This is a genomic window from Aquimarina gracilis (assembly GCF_035285365.1).
Lineage (GTDB): Bacteria > Bacteroidota > Bacteroidia > Flavobacteriales > Flavobacteriaceae > Aquimarina > Aquimarina gracilis.
Genome location: NZ_JAYKLX010000001.1, coordinates 569,644 through 589,125 on the forward strand (window position 1 = coordinate 569,644; position 19,482 = coordinate 589,125).

Here is a 19,482-nt window from a genome sequence, read left to right on the forward strand (position 1 = left end):
TTATGACCCACACATTAAACAATCGTCTCCCTCGGCTTCTTTTGATTGAGCGATTAATGCTCTAAGCTCTTCGGGGCTTAATGAAGTTCCTTCTGGAGAAACAGGTGCTTGCTTTGGCTGTTCTTTGGCTGCTTGTGCCTCCATTACTTGTGCCGCAGCTACCGCTACCTTTTCTGCTTGTGGTGCTTCTTTCTTTTCACTTTTAAGTGTAAACTTGATTGCATCTACCGCAGATTTTGTTCTTAAGTAGTACATCCCTGTTTTTAATCCACTCTTCCATGCATAGAAATGCATCGAGGTTAATTTTGCCATCGTAGCGCCCTCCATAAACAAGTTAAGCGACTGCGACTGATCGATAAAGTATCCTCTATGACGAGACATGTCGATAATATCTTTCATACTCATTTCCCAAACGGTTTTGTAAAGATCTTTTAGGTCTTGCGGAATGATATCAATGTTTTGGATCGATCCATTGGCACGCATTATCGCATCTTTAAGTTCGTCGTTCCATAGCCCCAACTTCACAAGATCTTCAAGAAGGTGTTTGTTTACTACGATAAACTCTCCAGATAGTACACGTCTGGTGTAGATGTTACTTGTATATGGCTCAAACGCTTCATTATTTCCTAAAATCTGAGATGTAGATGCTGTCGGCATTGGCGCTACCAATAACGAGTTACGTACTCCGTTTTTAATCACTTGTTTACGCAGCTTTGCCCAATCCCAGCGACCACTTAATTCTTCATCTTTAATTCCCCAAAGGTTATATTGAAACTCTCCTTTTGATATTGGAGAACCTTTGTAACTTTCGTATGGCCCATCTGCTTTGGCCTCTTCCATAGAAGCAGTTACGGCAGCAAAATACAATGTTTCAAAAATCTCTTGATTCAGTTTCTTTGCTTCATCACTTGTAAATGGTAAGCGCAATTGGATGAATGTATCTGCCAATCCTTGCACACCTAATCCAACGGGGCGGTGTCGCATGTTTGAATTTTCTGCTTCTTTTACTGGGTAGTAATTACGATCTATAACTCTATTCAGGTTTTTGGTCACACGTTTTGTGATTCTGAAAAGTTCTTTATGATCAAACTCTCCGTTTTTTACAAACATCGGTAGCGCAATCGAAGCCAAGTTACATACTGCAACCTCATCTTCACTTGTATACTCCAAGATCTCTGTACATAAGTTTGACGATCTGATCGTACCCAGGTTTTGCTGATTCGACTTGCGGTTTGCAGCATCTTTATACAGCATATATGGTGTTCCTGTTTCGATCTGAGATTCTAAGATCTTTTCCCAAAGCTCACGTGCTTTTATGGTTCTGCGTCCTTTTCCTTCAGCTTCATATCGTGTGTAGGTTTCTTCAAACTCATCACTATGCATATCAAACAGTCCAGGGCATTCGTTAGGACACATCAACGTCCACTCGGCATCATCCTGCACCCGTTTCATAAATAAATCTGGCACCCACATTGCATAAAACAGGTCACGTGCTCGCATTTCTTCTTTACCGTGATTCTTTTTAAGGTCTAAGAAATCAAAAATATCAGCATGCCATGGCTCTACATAGATCGCAAAAGACCCTTTACGTTTTCCTCCACCCTGATCTACATAACGCGCTGTATCATTAAATACACGAAGCATTGGTACAATTCCGTTTGAAGTTCCATTTGTGCCAGCGATATAAGACCCAGTTGCACGTATGTTATGAATAGACAAACCTATTCCTCCTGCGGATTGTGAAATCTTGGCAGTCTGCTTTAACGTATCGTAGATACCATCTATACTGTCATCTTTCATTGTTAACAAGAAACAAGATGACATTTGTGGTTTTGGTGTACCCGAATTAAATAGTGTTGGCGTAGCGTGTGTAAAATATTTTTTAGACATCAACTCATAGGTTTCTATAGCTGCATCCAAATCATTAGGATGGATACCAATAGAAACTCGCATCAACATATGCTGTGGACGCTCGGCAATTTTCCCATTAATTTTAAGTAAATAAGAACGCTCTAATGTTTTAAAACCAAAATAATCATACCCAAAATCGCGATTGTAGATGATGGTAGAATCCAGTTTCTCTTTATTGGCCTGGATTACTTCATATACTTCGTCTGAAATTAAAGGTGCTTTTTTCCCAGTTCGTGGGTTCACATATTCATAAAGATCAGTAACTACTTCAGAAAATGTCTTTTTGGTATTTTTATGTAAGTTAGAAACAGATATACGAGCGGCTAGTTTTGCGTAATCAGGATGTGTAATAGTCATTGTTGCAGCTATCTCTGCAGCCAGATTATCCAATTCGCTAGTCGTTACTCCATCATATAGTCCTTCTATCACCCTCATTGCTACCTTTACAGGATCGACCAGTGAGTTAAGCCCATAACATAATTTTCTTACCCTTGCGGTAATCTTGTCGAACATTATTGGTTCTTTGCGCCCATCTCTTTTTACTACATACATACGTCTTTTTGGTTTTAAAATTTTCTTCTTACGAAGAAGTTGATGTTAATTCGTGTTACTAATTTTTTGTATTCTGAAAATCAGTCATTTGCATTTTATTTCCCTAAAAAATACATACTAAAAAGAAACCCCCTAACTTTAAAGCTAGGTCGATTCTACAAGTAAAATACAACAACTTGACTTTCGTATCCCTTACTCTGTATTGCTTTTTTCAAAGCTTTATCAAACTGAGCTAACCTGAATTAAACAGAAGAAATGTTTTCGACTAGCTCAGAATGAATATATCATAAATTTTGTGCACTAATTTGAGATTCCGGCCTTCGCCGGAATGACAAGTCAATTAAAAATCTGCATCAAAACTTATTTTATTGTCTTCGGTATCTTTGTTAAGCACTCCTGCCTTTTGGTATTCTGAAACTCGTTTTTCAAAGAAATTGGTTTTTCCTTGCAGCGAGATCATATCCATAAAGTCAAACGGATTTGCAGTACCGTATTCTTTTTCACAACCTAATTCAACTAATAAGCGATCGGTAACAAACTCTAGGTATTGCGTCATCAAGTTTGCATTCATACCAATCAAACTTACGGGAAGTGATTCTGTAATAAATTCTCTTTCAATATTAAGTGCATCCACCAAAATCCCGCGAATCCTTTCTTTTGGCACTTTATTTACCAAGTGATTGTTATGAAGATGTACTGCAAAATCACAGTGAACTCCTTCGTCTCTTGAGATTAATTCGTTTGAAAATGTTAACCCTGGCATTAATCCTCTTTTCTTTAACCAGAAAATAGAACAAAATGCACCAGAAAAGAAGATTCCCTCAACCGCTGCAAAAGCAATTAATCGTTCTGCAAAAGAATCCGATTCGATCCATTTTAGTGCCCAATCTGCTTTTTTCTTGATTGCCGGAAAATTCTCGATTGCTTTAAAAAGTTTATCTTTTTCTTTTTCATCTTTAACATAGGTATCGATTAATAACGAATATGTTTCAGAATGAATGTTCTCCATCATAATTTGGAAACCATAAAAGAATTTTGCCTCACTATATTGCACTTCATTAACAAAATTTTCGGCAAGGTTTTCATTTACAATTCCATCAGATGCTGCAAAAAAAGCTAAGATGTGTTTGATAAAATACCTCTCATCATCGGTAAGTTTTGTAGACCAGTCTGTGATATCCTGGTGTAAGTCGATTTCTTCCGCAGTCCAAAAACTTGCTTCCGATTTTTTATACCACTCCCAAATATCGTGATGTTGAATTGGAAAAATTACAAATCGGTCTTTATTTTCTTGCAAAATAGGTTCTACGGCACTCATCTCAATTTTTTTAGCTGTTTTTTTTAAGAATTTTTTCTTTCTAAAGGGTCTTACAAAGATCAAAAAATACAAAAGAAGTTCTACTGAAAGTTAGTAAACGTTTTCAACAAAGTTTTCAACACGAAGAAAATTGGCAGGTCAATTTTACAAAACCACAATAACAATTTAACCACCTGATTATCAAATCATTAATCAAGTTTACAAAAGATATCAACATCTATGTTAGCAACCCTCGCAGCACCTTATTTCACACTTATTCACACGTTTTTTCAATATCAAAACGCGGTGGTCATTAACGAGCAAATTACGGCTAAACCGTAATTCGTTTTTGACATAAATTTTAACAAAAAAAAGGTAAAAAAAATGTGCTTTTAACTAATAGAGCAATCTATTTTTTCAGATTTTGGGCCACTTTTTCTAGTTCGGCATACCAATTTTCACCAAACTTTCTAATAAGTGCTTCTTTTACAAATTTATAAACAGGAACCTGAAGTTCTTTTCCCAATGTACATGCATCATCACAAATATCCCAACGATGGTAATTTACAGCCGAAAACTCGGTATAATTTTGTACTCGAACAGGATACAAATGACAAGAAATGGGTTTTTTCCAATCTATTTCGCCTTGGTTATAAGCCTCTTCAATAGCACACATTGCAGTTCCGCTATCATCGAATATCACATAAGCACAATCTGCCCCATCGATTAAAGGAGTTTCGAGCTCACCAGTATCGGTTTTTATGTAAACACCTTGTTTCTCGATTGCGGCTATCCCCTCTTTGCGCAAATACGGCTTCACCATAGGATACACCCGTTCGAGTTTTTGAATTTCAGATTCTTCAAGAGGCGCTCCTGCTTCACCATCGATACAGCAAGCTCCTTTACAAGCCGAGAGATTACACACAAAATCCTTTTGAATAATCTCTTCAGAAATTATAGTCTTTCCAAGTTGAAACATTAGGCAAAGATAATTCTTAACAAATATATTTTTACAATTTATTCAGCTTTTTATAATACCTTTATTACATAAAGTCGCTTACATTTGCACAAATTTGAAACCATCAACTCATGAACTTTGACGTTACTCAAATCCTTACCGCCAGTATGATTCTTTTTGCCGTAATTGATATTGTAGGCAGCATTCCTATTATTATTGATCTACGAAAAAAGGTTGGACACATACAAAGCGAGAAAGCCTCAATTGTAGCAGCCATATTGATGATTGTCTTTCTTTTTGTTGGTAAAAACATACTTAATCTTATCGGAATCGATGTAAATTCTTTTGCTGTAGCCGGTGCATTTATCATTTTCTTTTTGGCACTAGAAATGATTCTGGGTATCCAGCTATATCGGGATGACGAACCTGAAACGGCTGCTGTTGTACCATTAGCATTTCCTTTGATCGCCGGCGCGGGAACAATGACCTCAATATTATCGTTAAGAGCAGAATATCATCCCGAAAATATAGTAGTAGCTATTGTTATTAATATCATCTTTGTATATATTGTTCTAAAATCATCCGGAAAAATTGAACGATTCCTGGGGAAGCAAGGGATCAATGTCATTAGAAAGATTTTTGGAGTAATTTTGTTGGCAATAGCAGTAAAATTATTTGCAACCAATATTAAAGGTTTATTTTAACCTTCTGAACTTTATAAATAGTAGATTATTTTGAAATATTTCATTTACACATTGATGGTTATCGCAACGGGATTAATGATTTATAACGCGACACATCTTAATTTTGATGACATACTAGCCGAAGAGAGCAAAACGGCACTTATAGGAGTTCTTGCTCCGGCTTGTGTTATTATGCTATTATCAATTTTGTTGATTTCCAAGAAAATTCAGCAGAAGAAAAAAGGAAAATAAAGCTACTAAAGTGTTTTTTTCTTAAAAGAGAAAAAAACACGCTATAATTACTGGAGGAATAGATATAACCATTAAGATCATAAATAGGTTATGTAATTTTCTAAATACCAATGCTCGTTTTAATGCTTTTTTGAGTTTAAGATCTTCAGAACTATTGATATGTTCTCTTATTACATCTGCCGACACATAAGAAGTCTCTACGAGAATATCGTGTTTTAAAAAAATTGCAGCACTATTATCAAGTAATCTAAATGCGACTGCAATAATAAAGAAAAAAAGAGGTGAACAAATTGCAATAGCAACCAAGTATTCTTGTATTTCTGACATATGTGGGGTAATTATTACTTTTCTTTAGACATTTTTATAACCCTGCTTATCATGGGGTCATCTTTGTTTATAATTTTTTCAAAAGCATTTGTTCCAAAAAGTTGCTGAGCCATAGTAGCTCTAAGATACTTTTTTAGTTGTTCTTGATAATTATGCAAATAAATCTCCATTCCCAATCTTCGGGCATACGTTATAAAGCCTTCTGCAAACTCATTATCGATGACTACTTTTTCTTTAAATTCTTCTTCGGTAAGTGCATTATAAAAGCTTCGTCTTTTATCTAATTCTTCAAAAACGTATCGGCTCATTCTACCAGAACGTAAAAGATAGTTCAAGGTCTCTCCTACTCTGGTAGTATCTTTACTTACAAAAATATCCGGAATAATTCCACCACCACCATATACGGTTTTGCCTCCGGGGGTTTTAAATTTTAAAGAATCGGCAACCTGAATACTATCTGCATTTTGCAATTCTCCATTTTTATAGCGCTCCATATACTCATTAAAGTACTCTTTATTACCATTGGTATATGGTTTTTGTATAGAGCGACCCGTTGGGGTATAATATCTAGATATGGTTAATCGTATTGCACTGCCATCACCCAAAGCCATTTCTCTTTGTACAAGACCTTTACCATAAGACCTTCTTCCTATAATAACTCCCCGATCATTATCCTGAATAGCACCAGCAAAAATCTCGCTTGCCGAAGCAGAGTTTTCATTTATTAATACATAAATTTTACCTTCTTCAAAGTTTCCCCTATGCGTTGCAAAGTTATTTTCTATGGAACCTTTTTTGTTTTTAGTAAACATAATCAAGACATCGTCCTCAAGAAATTCGTCTGCCATTTTTAGGGCAGGAGCAATAAATCCACCTCCATTATCTCTAAGATCTATAACCATTGTTTGTGCTCCCTCACTTTTAAGAGAATCCAACGATCTTTTAAATTCTTTATAGGTGGTTTCTGCAAACCGATTGACTTTTATATAGCCCAGATTCTCATCCAACATATAGCTGGCATCGACACTTTGCAGGGGAACCCTTCCTCTTTTAACCAGAACATCAAATATCCCTTTACCTTTTCTAAATACTTTGAGTTGTACCTGGCTATTTAATTCTCCTTTAAGTTTATCGGCCAATCTATCCCTCAGCAAACTTTCTCCATACAGTGTGTCGTTATCGGCCATTAAAATTCGGTCTCCGGCTTTGATTCCAGATTTTTCACTGGGACCGCCTTTAATAGTATTTATAACCGATATAGTATCTCTATAGGGATAGTAAGTTACCCCAATACCAATAAAATCGCCTTGCATACTTTCTGTAATCCCTTCTAGCTCTTCTGGCGGAATATAAACCGAATGTGGGTCCAGATTTTCTAAAATTCTATTTACGGTGACCTCAACAATACTATCGGTATTGATATCATCTACATATTCATAGTCGATATAATCGATAAGCCGATTCAGCTTTTCTTTTTTGGCATTCGAAGAGAACAACTTGGCCGAAGGGTTACTGAAGTCTAATTTACTACCTAAAAACACTCCAACTCCTACTGCCAATCCCAAAAACAACGGTAAGTATTTTTTTGAATATCCCATTAATCTTCTAAATCCGTAATCTGTTCTATTTCAACTCCGGCTTTGGCAAGAAATTCCAGTCCAGAGTTATCCTTATATGCTGTTTGATACACAATCCGTTTTATACCGGCCTGATGAATCAATTTACTACACTCCTTACATGGTGATAACGTTATATATAAGGTTGCTCCTCTACAGGATTGCGTAGACGACGCCACCTTAGAAATTGCATTAGCCTCGGCATGCAATACGTACCACTTTGTATATCCTTCTTCATCCTCGCATGGGTTTTCAAAACCTGTTGGAGTTCCATTAAACCCATCAGAGATTATCATTCTATCCTTAACAATAACCGCACCAACTTTTTTTCGATTACAATGCGATAGTTTCCCCCATTCTCTTGCAATTCTTAAATAGGCCTTATCATACTTAAGTTGTTTCTTTTTGGACATAGGGTAGAATGACTAATATTATCTTAACAATCAAAGTACGAATATATTATTACCATGTGGCAAATACAACTGAAAATACCAGATAATTACCAAATTTTATTTGCTATTAACATAGGGATCACCATTCCGATAACAATCGAAGAAACTACAAGTATCCAATCTCGTTTTGAAAACCTGAAAAATGTTTGTACCACAAAACTTAAAAGCACCACAATAACAACTACGATAATCTGTGCAAGTTCGATACCCAAAGCAAATTCTATTAATGGTAAAATTTTGGAACTAACATTACTGCTAATAGCATTAAAATAACTTGAAAACCCCAATCCATGGATTAATCCAAAAAAGATTGTTGTGCCATATAAAACTCCAATTCGGCCGCTTCTAGAACTACCTTTAGATGTTAACAGGTTAAAAACTGCTGTGGCAAGAATGGTAAGAGGTATTAAAAATTCGATCAACCTTGAATTTACCGAAACGATATTATAGGCGGCAAGAAACAATGAGATGGTATGTCCCAATGTGAACAAGGTTACCAGTATCAATATTCGTTTCCAATTATCGAAAGTATATCCTACTGTGAGGACAATTAAAAATAAGATGTGATCATAGGCGGTCCAATCCAACACATGACCAAAGCCAAGCTTTACATAAAGCCAAAATTCTGACATATTTTAGGGTTTTTGAGGTTGGGTCTAATGTACAATTAAATCCTACAACAATAAAATTGATGAAAAATCTTATCACAAGTTTAATAAATTATAACATTTGATTCGAACTCTAGACCAATAAATACTGAAATTACATGGATTAGGGGTTTATTCCCTGCCCAGAAAAAAAATAAAATACTTACTTTTACTCATCATCTAGCATTGACCAGCTTTTAAACAAAGTCTTAACGCAAAAAACGACCAATGAAAAACATCAACACCAATACAATCTTACAGATTGTGGCTCTTTTATTTTTGGTTATAATTGGATATATGAGCTTTAGTTCCGGGTCCAATTGGAAAGTGGTTCAACAACAAATAAATGAAACCAAGGAAAAATTAAATGAATCTGAAGAGACCTTAAAAAACACGCAAGCCGAGTTAAAAAAATCTAAGGAGGAATTCGAAAAAATGAAAATCAGAAAAGACATCCTCATTCATGAACGCGATTCGCTAATCCTGGATTTCAGAAGAAAAAATGCCAAAGACTGGGATGAGCTACAACGCATCAAAGATTCTATACGATTAAATAAGAAGCAATTGATCGAAGATCGATTAATAGCGGGTAAGGCTTTGGGGGTAAATAAATAGGTTTCAAAATCTTTAAATTCTCAATTAGTAAATTATAATTCAATCTCAATTGAAACATTATGAAAAAATATTTTTTCTTTTTTTTAACCTTTATTATTTCGTACACATATAGCCAGGATCTTGATTCATTAAAAATTATTGAAATCCCGGCATCATTTGCAGATTATGAAGGAGAGGCTCCTACAGTAAAAAAGGACAGTTTATATATATTTCGAACCCCAGATATTTATCTTATTAATAAGAAATCTTTTTCGGCAATTAGAGAGGTCTACCTTAGCACGCTTAATCAGGATAAAATGACCAAAGATTTAATTGAAAAATATACCAAAACATTAAGTCGAAACATTGATCTCGAGCGCAAATTGAAAATTAATTTTAAAGCTTCAGACAGTCTCGATTTGGAGATCTACAAGAGAACTCAAGCCACATTATCAAACACGCAACGCGCCTTAGACTATACAATAAATAGTCTTGAAAAAGCGAATAATAGCTTAGAATTAATCGAAAAAAACACCAAGCGTCAACGCAGGAAAAGTGCATTTGAAAAAGTACTTTTTGCTTTAGGTGGTGTTGGAATTGGAGTTTTGGTTGGCGTTTCTTTGTAAAACTAGAATAAAACAACCCTGGTTTTTTAAATTCCCGTTTCAAAATTATCGATACTGAGACTATTTTTTTCTTTACGATATTCTTTAAGTCGTTCTTCGCCTTGTTTTTCGGCCCAAGACTTAAGAACACCGCGCTCTTCTTTAAACTCCATTAAAGGCACGGCATATCCACAAGAAGTCTGTACTGTATCTACCTCAAATTCTATGATTTGCCTTGCTCCAACAATTTTAGGAAAGAGATCAATATATTCATGATATTTTTTATCTCTATCATGGTATATATTTGCAGTTCCGTAAAGACGTAAAATCATTGGCTTTCCTTCAAAAGCACAAAACATGATGGTGATTCTGTTCTTTTTTAGTAAATGCGCTGCGGTTTCGTTTCCGCTTCCAGTAAGATTGAGCCATATCACTTTATTAGAACTCAAAACACGCAACGTGTCCATTCCTTTTGGTGAAACATTCACTCTACCCTCTTCGGCTGCGGTGCCCACAAAGAAAATTTTTTGTTCGGCAATAAATGTTTTTAACTCATCACTAATTTCAGTAACTATTTTTGCCATGTGTCTTGATTTTGGTTTGACCGCATTAAATTAATGAGAATAATTTAGGAGTTTGAAAATCTTATCATAAACTCTCCCACATTTTTTCTGCATTAAGCCGAAAACTTCCCAAATGTTCAAAGGAGCATTCGGTAGGTGCAATTATTGATAGAAAAGGTCTTTCTTCTTTATTCTTATATAGATGATAAACCTCTCCCACTACAGGCTCAAAATTAAATTTGGCACTATACACCAGATTGTTGTATTCAAATTTGGTGATCAAAGCATCGTATTCTGCCTTTAATTCTTCATACTTTGCCTTAATCTGTTTATTTACTTTATTAATATTAGCATTTTTCCACGCGGCAGTATCATTTGTCGTAATTGCAGGAGCGCCCAAATCTGTAGCATAAGGTTTTAAACCCGCATCGTACCTTTCGTTATCTTCATCGTACACAATATGATCTGGTTTTTTCTTTTTCATCAAATTGTCTTTTTCAATAAAGTTACGACATTATATTATTTCAATTACTTCATCATGGGCAATTGCAAAAATCTGATCATTTTCGGTGGGAGTAACAATATGTTTACCTGTAAATGTACCGAAAGAAGGCAAAATCATTTGGTTGGGTTTTTTAAGAAAACAGGGAATACTAAGTGATTGTTTTGCAGTCCCGCGTAATCGAACCCCGGGATGTACATGCCCCGAAACATTAAAGAAGTTTTCTTCGGTTTTGGGCTCATGCGTAAGGTATATGGATCCTAATTTCCACGCATCGGTAACATGAATATCTAATTCTTCATATTTAATGGGTGAAATGATATCGTGGTTACCACTCACCAATATAATTTTGGACTCTATCTTGTTGGCCCATTCTGCAAATATAATCCATTCACTATTCAAGTAACTATGAAACAAATCTCCCAAAAAACACAATACTTCAGGTTGAAAATGTTGAAGTACTGTATTTAATTGGTCAAAATTGTGTTGTATTGCAGATTGAGGTACAGCACTTCCGTGTTTTCTGAAATGCGTCACCTTACCCAGGTGTACATCTGCAATTAAAAGCATGTTAAATTCATGCCAATATGCAGCACCACTCGGATGCAGCTCAAAGGTCTGTCTATGATTTTTAATTATTTTTGTTTTCACCCCCCTCAGATGTAAATCTGTCCTTGCAATATACTTAAAACTAAGGTTTTTCTAATTGTGTGGTCATTTTTTTTATACGATCTGCCAATTTTTCTGATGAAAGTTTTTCTCGTAATCGATCGGTTATAATCGGAAAAGAAAAGGGAGTGGGTTTCTTGCAGGGTTTCCAAATTATGTTTTGATTTTCAATGCGTTGCAAGGCTTTTTGCAATCTTCCCTCCTCTAACTGATGTTCAAAAGTTTCGGTAAAAGCTTGTTGAAACAGTAAGTTATCGGGTTCATAATCCCTAAAAACATTAAAGAACAACTGCGAACTCGACTGCAGGTGTTTGCTTTTAAGCATTTTGTCGGGATATCCAGTAAATACAAGTCCAGAAATAACTGCAACATCGCGAAATTTTCTTTTGGCCATTTCTGTAGCGTTAAGACTTTTACGCAGATCGCTATGCAAAAATTGCGTGGTAAAAAGATCATTATCCAAAACTTGTTGCATATCAATTTCCTGATCGGATAGCAGTTCAAATCCATAATCATTAAAAGCCAGTGAAAAAGTAATCGGCGATAGCAAGCTTATACGATACGCCAATAAACTTCCTAGCGCTTCATGCACAAATCGTCCTTCAAAAGGATAAAAAATGGCATGATACCCTTCTCGAGTTTTAAATGTTTCAATCAAAAATTCCTTGGGCCCGGGGATGATACTTTCTGCTTGTTGACGATCAAAAATAGGTGATAAGGCCTTTAATTCTTTTGATTTCCCTGTCTTTGCATTGGCCATATATAATTCTTCACGCAGTAACTCACTCATTTCTGAAGAGAAGCTCATTCGGCCACCCATCCAACTTGGTACTTTTGCGGTTTTTTTATTTGATTTTCTAACCAAAACCTGCATGTTCTTTACTTTAAAAAGCTCAAGATTTCGCCCAGCAAATGTAAATACGTCTCCAGGTTTTAATTTTGAGATAAACCATTCTTCAATAGATCCCAAATATCCCCCTTTGAGGTATTTTACCGTCATAATTGCATCACTTACAATGGTCCCTATTTGAAGTCGATGCCTCATAGCTACGGCCCTGCTATTCACTTTAAATCTTCCATCGGCCTCAATTTCTACCTTTTTATATTCATCATACGACTGCAAACTTTGCGCCCCAATAGTGATAAAATTAAGCACCCATTGAGATTGTTCGCGGGTCAATGTTTGAAAACAAAAAGTACTTTGCACTTCGGGAAGTATTTCTTCTGGATAAAAGCCATTGGACACCGCCAAAGTGGTAAGATATTGCACCAAAACATCAAAGCAATTAAGATAAGGTATTCTGTCTTCGATCTCATTTTTTAGAACTGCCTTTTGCAGTGCTGAAGCTTCTATAAGTTCGATGGCATGCGTAGGTAGAAAATAGATTACACTTTCTTTACCTGGTTGGTGGCCACTGCGCCCTGCACGTTGCATAAAACGGGCAACCCCTTTAGGGCCTCCAATCTGAATAATTGTTTCTACAGGTGCAAAATCGACTCCCAGATCAAGGCTCGAAGTGCATACGACTGCTTTTAGCGTTTCATCACGAATAGCGTGTTCTACCCAAAGTCGAGTTTCTTTATTTATACTACCATGATGCATAGCAATTTCACCTGCAAATTCGGGGTATTTTTCTAAGATTTTCTGAAACCAAATTTCGCATTGTGCTCTGGTATTAGTAAAAAGCAAGGTGGATCGACTATTTTTGATTATCGGAATCGCCTCATCCAACAAATGCAGGCCCAAATGACCGCGCCACGGGAAGGTTTCCATAGCCTCGGGCAGAATTGATTTTACCTTGATCTTTTTATTGATATTGGCTTTTATCAATACCGAATTTTGCAAAGTATTCGAATTTGGTCCTAAAAGCACTTCTCGAGCCTGATCCAAATTACCGATGGTTGCCGAAATTCCCCAAATTCGTAATCTTGGCGACACTGTTTTTAATCTGGATAGCGCAAGTTCCATCTGGACACCTCGCTTACTACCCAAAAGTTCATGCCATTCATCAACTACAATAGCAAAAACATCTTGGAATACCTCATCATATCCTTTTGAAGATAACAGAAGGTGAAGACTCTCTGGTGTGGTAATCAACAAATCGGGCATTTTTCGTTTTTGGGTCGCTCGTTCTTTTTGATCTGTATCACCAGTTCGTATTCCCACGGTAAGTGGTACTCCAATGCCCTCTACAAAACGCTCGGCAGCTTGTTTAATCTCTACAGAAAGCGCTTTAAGAGGGGTTATCCAAACAGCTTTTAATCCTTTTTTATGTTTGGTAGAATATTCAGGATTTCTTTTGATGTATTCTAGAACAATAGCCACCCAAAGGGCATAGGTTTTTCCGCTTCCTGTTGGAGCATTAAGCAATCCATGTTTTCCTTGTAAAAAAGCGATCCATGTTTGTTTCTGAAACGGAAAAGGAGCCCAGCCTTGCTGTTCAAACCAACCCATTGCTATTTGTTGAAGTTCTTTTCTATTCATTCCCTTTATCTTTTGAAGGAATCATTGCTTTTAAATCTTCTAAAGTATTTGCGTCTTGTATTTTTTTATCTTGTCGCCATCTCAAAATCCTTGGAAATCGCGTAGCAATACCACTTTTATGCCTTTTGGAAAGGGCAATGCCTTCAAAAGCAATTTCAAAAACCAATTCTGGAGTAACACTACGCACGGGACCAAAACGTTCTATTGTATTTTTTTTGATCCAAGCGTCTACTTGCCGAAATTCTTCATCGGTTAATCCAGAATATGCCTTGGCAAAAGTCACCAATTCTTTTTGTCCCTGATCCCAAAGTGCAAAGGTGTAATCTGTAAATAAATTTGATCGGCGCCCATGTCCTCGCATGGCATAGGTAAGGACAGCATCTATAGTTAAGGGATCTACTTTCCATTTCCACCAATCTCCTTTTTTACGTCCAACTTGATACGCTGAATCCTTTCGTTTCAGCATCAAGCCTTCACTGCGATGCTCTCTAGACTTGGCTCTTTCATTTTCTGCTTCTGTCCAGGAATTGAAATAGAATTTTTCTGATAACTGAAGCGTAGTATTGTCGGATGCTATCCGATTTAAAAGATAATTTTCATATAACTTCTCAAGTAATTCTCGTCTTTTATCGTAGGGCAAATTTCTAACGTCCCTTCCATCCCATTCTAATACATCATATGCTTTTAAAATTACGGGAGTTTTGGTAAGTAATGCTTTTGAGATTGTTTTTCTTCCTATTCGGGTTTGCAAATCATTAAAAGTACCTATTTCTCCATTGGGAAAGGGTAAAATTTCGCCATCGATCACGGTACCATTCGCTATTTGATCTACAAATTGATAAAATTCTGGATATTTATCGGTCACCAGCTCTTCTCCACGGCTCCAAACAAACAAATTACCTTCCCGAACGATCACCTGGGCTCTTATACCATCCCATTTATGTTCTACACTCCAATCATTTACATTTCCCAATGCTGAAATTTCATTTTCTACAGCATAAGCAAGGTAAAAAGGATAGGGTTTGGATAAAAAATCGGAAGCTTTTTCTTCAATTATCAAGTCATGAAAAGAAATCGTATTGGGATCCCAATTCCCCATTAATTTATAAGCCAAAACATCTTCATCTATTTGAGTAGCTTTGGATAAAGCCCTGGTCATCAACTTTTGACTTACCCCAATCCTGAAACCACCGGTAATCAACTTGGTAAATACAAATCTTTCATAGTAATTAAGCTCTTTAAGATTTTCAAGTAAATATTCTTTTTTTTCTGTTTCGGCTTTCTTTTTAAGGGTTATTATTTCTTGTAAGAATTGTGTTAGACTTTTTTCTGTCTTTTTTTCTGAAGTTGGCACTACCAAAGCAATAGTTTCTGCCAAATCCCCAACAATATGATATGATTCTTCGAACAGCCAGAGGGGAATATTCGACAGCTCGGAAGCCCATGTACGAAGTAATGTTGTATTTACTGGCCTTGGTGGACGACGATGTGAGAGTATTGCAATGGTCCAAACTTTATCGGTATCGGGAGCTTCTTGAAAATAAGAAGCCAATGCATCGACCTTAACGTTGGTTTTGTTGGTGCTATCTAATTTCTTGATCAAATCTGCGAATCGCTTCAAGTACTCACCTCGCTTTCCTTACTAGTATCCAATTCGTTTAATTCTCCTTCATATTGCGTCTTTTCGGTTCGGGCATCATAACCTATTTCTCTTAAGTATCTTGAAAATATTTCAGTATAACCGTGTGTGCTTATAATCTTTTCGGCCCCGGTATCTTTTATGGCCGAAAGTAACCCTTGCCAATCACAATGATCAGACAATACAAAACCTTTATCTATGGCTCTTCTACGACGAGCACCGCGAAAAGTCATCCAACCACTGGCTGAAGCAGTTTCGAAAGGAACCATTTTACGTATCCAAGTAGTACCATGAGCACTTGGGGGCGCCACAACAATATTACCCTTGAGTTCTTCTTTTGATGTATCCTTTGTAATCAATGTTGTTTTGGGTAGATTTATTATTGACCGAATTACATTGTTCATATTTTCTACCGCTCCATGTGTATATATTTTACCAATTGAAGTATCAAGGTGTTTTATTAATCGTTGTGCTTTACCCAGCGAATAACCAAACAAAATTGACGTTTTACCCTCGACCTGATTTGAGGCCCACCAGGAATTGATATCATAGAAAACCTCATCTTGAGGTACCCATCGAAATGCAGGTAATCCAAATGTACATTCGGTAATAAAAGTATGGCACTTAACTGACTCATAGGGAATCGAAATACCATCATTCTCAATTTTGTAATCCCCAGTAAACACCCATACTTCGCCTTTATGTTCTACTCTAACTTGCGAACTTCCTACAATATGACCCGCGGGGTGCAATGAGAATTTTACATTATTGATCATAAAAGTTTCTCCATATTCTTTTCCGGTTACATTGATGTCTCCCAACCTATGTTTGATTATTGGAATGTTGGTATGATGAGTAATGTATTTTTTATGCCCCCATCGGCTATGGTCTGCATGCCCATGGGTAATAATGGCATTATTCACTCTTTTCCATGGATCAATGTATACATCTGCCGCTTGACAGTATATACCCTTTGTATTAAATACAAGAAGTGGAGTTTTCATTTTTAATTTTAAAGAAATTAATTAAGTAGGTCAACCTATAAAGCCATAAAGATTTCCTAAAAAAACCAAGATTAGTAAAACAGTTCTAAACCAGTTTTTTCGGATTAATTGATCTAAAATTAAATCATCTGAATCCCCAAATGAAATTTGATTATGCATTGGCAAAAACTGGAAAAATGTCGAAATCCAAACGAATGTAATTAAAGCCAAAATAATCAGATGATCCGGACTAAACATTGTAAACACTTTAACAATTGCCAAGCTTAACTGCCCTATCATTAAAGGCATTACCACATATGCAATCTTGATAATATATCTTTTATGCCATTGTATTAAATCATTCTTTTGATAAAACTTAAGACCAGGATAAACAACCAATTGCACAATCCAAATTAGTACAACCATTCCAAAATCAAAAACTAAACTGGCCAGCTGGATACTCATTTCATATCTTTATTCGTTGTTCAAGATTCCCTTTAATCGCTATATCATGCAATATAAAGTTAGAAAAGTCTTTTGCCCAGGTTTGATAGGTAAGCTTCGAAGGATGGACACCATCACTGAAAAAATCCTGGGGTTTTGCATCAATGTTCATTTTTTTGATCCAATTTTCTATAGTAATTGTCTGAGAGTAATAGAAAACATTTTCAAAATTAGAAACTACTCCTTCAAGTTCTTCTCCTAAAATCTCTACCAAATTTCCGAGTACAAATTTTGTTAGCTTTGTAAAAGCCGGAAACTCTTTAATAGGAGGCATATTGGTAAAGATAATACTTACGTTTTTAAATCTGGATTGCAACGTTTTAATCAAATCACGAATGTCATTTTTCCATTTCCATGGTGTGTTCAACGTAAAAGTATCATTACCTCCCAAACCAATTATTATGACATCGACTTCATTTTCTTTTATCTTCGGAATGATTTTTCTGGTAACATTTTTGGCAGTATACCCACTTTTTGCATAAACCTTCCACTCAATTTTTACATCAAGTTTTGTTTCCAACTCGTTTGCCAATGTGCCTGCAAACCCCTCTTGGTGCGTCTTGACACCTACTCCTGCAATAGTACTTTCGCCAATAAAAAGTATTCTAAGTTTTTTTTGAGAACTCTGCAGATTTAAGCCTTCAGTTCCTTTCGCTTCGGGCAGAATGGGGACATTTTTCCGAATTTGCACCCCTTGAAAATACATGACTGGTAATAGAGGAACCGAAATTAAGGCCCCGAGAAAATACTTGAAGTTCATAAAACTATTAATTTATAGGAACCTAAAGTTCTGAATTATTTCGCTTTAATAGCTTCTATTTTTCTTAGAATTTCTTCGGCTTCGGCATATTTTTTATCACTTTCTGCCCTATTGACAGTGGATAGTTTATGCCACTGACCCATTACTTTTTCATATTTTTTTTGAAGCACTTCTACTTCACTTTTCTTTTTGAATAATCCAAACATAATTTTCTAATTAAAAAATTAAAGACAGTTTACTGAGTAATATAGTTTTGTAATTCGGCTATTTTATCTGGGCTATTAAAAGCACCTCCATAATATGTAGTAACTGTTGCAGAGGTGTCATCTTTTATCCCTCTTGATGATACACATAAATGTTTGGCATCAATAATTACAGCAATGTCATCGGTATTTAAGATTTTCTTCAATTCTAAAGCTATTTGATTCGTTAATCGCTCTTGCACCTGCGGGCGTTTTGCGAAGTATTGTACTATTCTGTTAAGCTTGGATAGTCCTATTACTTTTCCCGAAGAAATGTAGGCTACATGAGCTTTACCAATAATAGGAACAAAATGATGTTCACAATTAGAATAGAACGTGATATTTTTCTCAACAAGCATTTGATTGTATTGATACTTATTATCAAACAATGCGACTTTGGGTTTATTTTTTGGATTTAACCCAGAAAAGATTTCATCGATATACATTTTTGCAACACGATTCGGAGTACCTCTTAAGGAATCATCTGTTAAATCCAGCCCCATAACGTCCATAATTTCTGCAAATAATTCGGCGATGCGAATCTTTTTATCGTCATCAGACATATCGAAAGCATTTTGTTTCATAGGTGTATCGACGCCTGTAGACATATGATCGTCTCCTATCTCATCATAAGTAAATCCATTTAATTCGGGGGTATTTCCGTTAATCATTATTTGCGTTTCATTTTCAATTTCCATAGCAATTTTAATTTCTTTCAATTCAAAGCTACAAAATTGTTTAACTATTTATTTAATTCATTAAACAAAAATTAACATAGCACTATAAGATTAATTGATTATACATATTCAATAAAAAATGGAGATTTTAATATCCAGTGTCCCTTTAAAAAAAGCATTTGCAAAGAGTAAGTGTAACATTAGTATCATATTATAAGATAATGGTATTAATTTATAAGAAACATCCATTTTTGAGACCTTGATGAAACCTGATGATATAACTTCACGATTGTAAAGGAAAACCCTTTACACAATTTATTAACTATAAATATTTACAAATGAAAAGTATTTTAGATTTAAAAGGTGTGAAAAACCTGAGTAAAAAAGAACAACAAAACATTGCAGGAGCTGCTGGTTATGGATGTATTCAAAGAGGTCGTAAGTGTTGTAATCAAAATCCTGGAGGCGAATTTTGTGCTATTGGTAGATGTACTGGAGTTGGAGGTAACGGGGGGTGTCTTTTCTTCTAAGGGAGAAATCTTTAAATTACAAATTAACGAGACT

At 35.7% G+C, this 19,482-nt stretch carries 22 protein-coding genes; 5 read left to right on the plus strand and 17 right to left on the minus strand.

Annotation, left to right across the window (positions count from 1 at the left end; translation table 11 throughout):
• The 3 genes from U6A24_RS02350 to U6A24_RS02360 form a co-directional block, all read right to left on the minus strand.
• Positions 1-2,463 (minus strand): ribonucleoside-diphosphate reductase subunit alpha, encoded by a 2,463-nt coding sequence (locus U6A24_RS02350; RefSeq protein WP_324178328.1) that lies wholly within the window; start codon positions 2,461-2,463, stop codon positions 1-3.
• A 340-nt stretch (positions 2,464-2,803) separates the two neighbouring features.
• A complete protein-coding gene (locus U6A24_RS02355) occupies positions 2,804-3,781 on the minus strand; it encodes a ribonucleotide-diphosphate reductase subunit beta (protein WP_324178329.1) in 978 nt (325 codons plus the stop codon).
• Positions 3,782-4,169: 388 nt separating this feature from the next.
• A complete protein-coding gene (locus U6A24_RS02360; RefSeq protein ID WP_324178330.1) occupies positions 4,170-4,739 on the minus strand; it encodes a DUF3109 family protein in 570 nt (189 codons plus the stop codon).
• 110 nt (positions 4,740-4,849) lie between these two features.
• On the opposite strand from U6A24_RS02360, the gene U6A24_RS02365 reads away from it, so the two are divergent.
• Positions 4,850-5,422 (plus strand): MarC family protein, encoded by a 573-nt coding sequence (locus U6A24_RS02365; RefSeq protein WP_324178331.1) that lies wholly within the window; start codon positions 4,850-4,852, stop codon positions 5,420-5,422.
• 30 nt (positions 5,423-5,452) lie between these two features.
• The gene (locus tag U6A24_RS02370; RefSeq protein ID WP_324178332.1) at positions 5,453-5,653 is read left to right on the plus strand and encodes a hypothetical protein; all 201 of its coding nucleotides are present in this window, start codon (positions 5,453-5,455) and stop codon (positions 5,651-5,653) included.
• A 21-nt stretch (positions 5,654-5,674) separates the two neighbouring features.
• Here the strand turns inward: U6A24_RS02370 and U6A24_RS02375 are convergent, their stop codons facing one another.
• The 4 genes from U6A24_RS02375 to U6A24_RS02390 form a co-directional block, all read right to left on the minus strand.
• Positions 5,675-5,980: a hypothetical protein gene (locus tag U6A24_RS02375; protein WP_324178333.1), complete on the minus strand. Its 306-nt coding sequence runs from the start codon at positions 5,978-5,980 to the stop codon at positions 5,675-5,677.
• Between the two features lie 14 nt (positions 5,981-5,994).
• On the minus strand, positions 5,995-7,578 hold the full coding sequence (locus tag U6A24_RS02380) for a S41 family peptidase (protein WP_324178334.1): 1,584 nt from the start codon (positions 7,576-7,578) through the stop codon (positions 5,995-5,997).
• Complete coding sequence (locus tag U6A24_RS02385; protein WP_324178335.1) at positions 7,578-8,009, minus strand: deoxycytidylate deaminase; 432 nt, start codon at positions 8,007-8,009, stop codon at positions 7,578-7,580. The genes U6A24_RS02380 and U6A24_RS02385 overlap by 1 nt, the downstream gene beginning before the upstream one ends.
• Positions 8,010-8,095: 86 nt before the next feature.
• A complete protein-coding gene (locus U6A24_RS02390) occupies positions 8,096-8,680 on the minus strand; it encodes a HupE/UreJ family protein (RefSeq protein WP_324178336.1) in 585 nt (194 codons plus the stop codon).
• 243 nt (positions 8,681-8,923) lie between these two features.
• Between U6A24_RS02390 and U6A24_RS02395 the strand changes: the two genes are divergently transcribed.
• Entirely contained in the window at positions 8,924-9,310 is a 387-nt protein-coding gene (locus tag U6A24_RS02395; protein WP_324178337.1) for a hypothetical protein, read from the plus strand.
• A gap of 59 nt (positions 9,311-9,369) precedes the next feature.
• Positions 9,370-9,915 carry a hypothetical protein gene (locus tag U6A24_RS02400; RefSeq protein WP_324178338.1) on the plus strand — a complete coding sequence of 182 codons (546 nt, stop codon included), beginning with the start codon at positions 9,370-9,372 and terminating at the stop codon, positions 9,913-9,915.
• 26 nt (positions 9,916-9,941) lie between these two features.
• On the opposite strand, the gene U6A24_RS02405 is transcribed toward U6A24_RS02400, so the two are convergent.
• The 10 genes from U6A24_RS02405 to folE all read right to left on the minus strand — a co-directional run bounded on the left by U6A24_RS02405 (position 9,942) and on the right by folE (position 18,912).
• A complete protein-coding gene (locus U6A24_RS02405; protein WP_324178339.1) occupies positions 9,942-10,478 on the minus strand; it encodes a pyridoxamine 5'-phosphate oxidase family protein in 537 nt (178 codons plus the stop codon).
• A gap of 64 nt (positions 10,479-10,542) precedes the next feature.
• Positions 10,543-10,941, minus strand: coding sequence for a DUF2452 domain-containing protein (locus U6A24_RS02410; protein WP_324178340.1), 399 nt, complete (start codon positions 10,939-10,941; stop codon positions 10,543-10,545).
• Between the two features lie 30 nt (positions 10,942-10,971).
• Positions 10,972-11,610 carry a ligase-associated DNA damage response endonuclease PdeM gene (pdeM, locus tag U6A24_RS02415; protein WP_324178341.1) on the minus strand — a complete coding sequence of 213 codons (639 nt, stop codon included), beginning with the start codon at positions 11,608-11,610 and terminating at the stop codon, positions 10,972-10,974.
• Positions 11,611-11,650: 40 nt separating this feature from the next.
• The gene (locus U6A24_RS02420; protein WP_324178342.1) at positions 11,651-14,113 is read right to left on the minus strand and encodes a ligase-associated DNA damage response DEXH box helicase; all 2,463 of its coding nucleotides are present in this window, start codon (positions 14,111-14,113) and stop codon (positions 11,651-11,653) included.
• Positions 14,106-15,734 carry an ATP-dependent DNA ligase gene (locus tag U6A24_RS02425; protein ID WP_324178343.1) on the minus strand — a complete coding sequence of 543 codons (1,629 nt, stop codon included), beginning with the start codon at positions 15,732-15,734 and terminating at the stop codon, positions 14,106-14,108. The genes U6A24_RS02420 and U6A24_RS02425 overlap by 8 nt, the downstream gene beginning before the upstream one ends.
• A complete protein-coding gene (locus U6A24_RS02430) occupies positions 15,731-16,756 on the minus strand; it encodes a ligase-associated DNA damage response exonuclease (RefSeq protein WP_324178344.1) in 1,026 nt (341 codons plus the stop codon). Before U6A24_RS02430 ends, U6A24_RS02425 begins: the two co-directional genes overlap by 4 nt.
• A gap of 30 nt (positions 16,757-16,786) precedes the next feature.
• Positions 16,787-17,200, minus strand: coding sequence for a hypothetical protein (locus U6A24_RS02435; protein WP_324178345.1), 414 nt, complete (start codon positions 17,198-17,200; stop codon positions 16,787-16,789).
• A gap of 1 nt (position 17,201) precedes the next feature.
• The gene (locus U6A24_RS02440; protein ID WP_324178346.1) at positions 17,202-17,999 is read right to left on the minus strand and encodes an SGNH/GDSL hydrolase family protein; all 798 of its coding nucleotides are present in this window, start codon (positions 17,997-17,999) and stop codon (positions 17,202-17,204) included.
• Between the two features lie 35 nt (positions 18,000-18,034).
• Positions 18,035-18,205, minus strand: coding sequence for a Lacal_2735 family protein (locus U6A24_RS02445; protein ID WP_324178347.1), 171 nt, complete (start codon positions 18,203-18,205; stop codon positions 18,035-18,037).
• A gap of 29 nt (positions 18,206-18,234) precedes the next feature.
• Positions 18,235-18,912, minus strand: a complete 678-nt coding sequence (gene folE / locus U6A24_RS02450) for a GTP cyclohydrolase I FolE (RefSeq protein WP_407653995.1) — start codon at positions 18,910-18,912, stop codon at positions 18,235-18,237.
• Between the two features lie 344 nt (positions 18,913-19,256).
• On the opposite strand from folE, the gene U6A24_RS02455 reads away from it, so the two are divergent.
• Positions 19,257-19,448: a hypothetical protein gene (locus tag U6A24_RS02455; protein ID WP_324178348.1), complete on the plus strand. Its 192-nt coding sequence runs from the start codon at positions 19,257-19,259 to the stop codon at positions 19,446-19,448.
• The last annotated feature ends 34 nt before the right edge of the window (positions 19,449-19,482 follow it).